The organism is Corynebacterium sp. NML130628 (assembly GCF_001875665.1).
Taxonomy (GTDB): Bacteria; Actinomycetota; Actinomycetes; order Mycobacteriales; family Mycobacteriaceae; genus Corynebacterium.
This window is the reverse complement of record NZ_MLAL01000044.1, coordinates 1-1,211: the sequence shown is the minus strand read 5'-3', so window position 1 is coordinate 1,211 and position 1,211 is coordinate 1. Positions and strand designations below refer to the sequence as shown.

The 1,211-nt window shown below is 53.9% G+C and carries 1 protein-coding gene; it reads left to right on the top strand.

The window, feature by feature from the left end; all coding sequences use genetic code 11:
• Nucleotides 1-1,161 (top strand): IS3 family transposase (locus BJP07_RS09685; protein WP_143111773.1); only part of this gene is annotated, 1,161 nt, incomplete at its 5' end.
• Nucleotides 1,162-1,211: the final 50 nt, after the last annotated feature.

Below are 1,211 nucleotides of genomic sequence, written 5' to 3'. Positions count from 1 at the left end.
GACGAACGCGACCGGCAGAAAGTCAAAGACGCGATCATCGAAGTACTCATGGGCGGTCAAGCCCAGGGAAAAGTCAGCGTCCGTGACGGTGTGCTTACCACAGCGGCGAAAGCCGCGGTCGTAGTTGCCATCACGGACGCACACGGTGTCTCTATTAAGAAAGCGTGCCAGCTTGTTGGTATTGCCGAATCAACGTTTTATCACCACCAGGGCAAACACCAGCGGGTGTTAGCCCGACGCACCGCGCGTCGTGAGCAGTACAAACCGTTGATTATGCAAGCCGTTGCCGAGTCGAATCAAAGCTATGGCTATCGCCGTATCCATGCCTGGCTGAAAGCCCAAGGACACCGGATATCAGAAAAGATTGTGCGTGAGTTAATGGATGAACTTGCCTGCAGGCCACCAGCGAAGCAGTCAACGAAGTACTCGTCGTATACCGGTGAAACCGCCCACAGCCCAGCAAACCTGCTGCTGGTCAAACCCCGCACCACGTGTCAGTGCCACGACAATGCACAGCCGGTGCCTGATGTTATCGAGCTATCCGAGTACTTTCGCACCCACGCCGATGCTGAGGGGCTCACCCATGATTTTCATGCTGATAGGCCGTGGGAAAAGATCGGTACCGACGTGACTGAGATTCACTGCCCGGACGGGAAACTGTATCTTTCGGCAGCGATTGATTTCTTTGATGGGATGCCCATTGCCGTGACCATGTCGACATCACCGAATCATGATCTTGTTGCAGACATGATCAACCGCATTGACGTGTTAAAGCCTGATGGGGTACGGCCAATTCTGCACTCTGACCGGGGAGGACTCTACCGCAGCACCAAGTGGGTTGGTCTGATTACTGACCACACACATAACAACCTGGACTGTCCTGCATGCCAGGCTGATACGTGGTGTCGGGCCAGGTGGCGGTATATCCCGTCATTGTCGCGCAAAGGCACCAGTGGTGATAATGCGCGCACGGAAGGGTTCTTCGGCACGATGAAACAAGAACTACTCAAAGGCAGAGCGCATACGTCACAGATGACGGTTGCACAGATGCGCGAGTATATTGAGTCCTACATTGACTTCTACATCAATACAAGGTTGAAGTCGACACTCGGTGATGGATATACGACCATCGCCGAGCATCGACAGGCACTGAGTGCATAACTACGAGACAAAGTCCCTCAGATGCACTCCAACAAAACATCCGCAGCCCC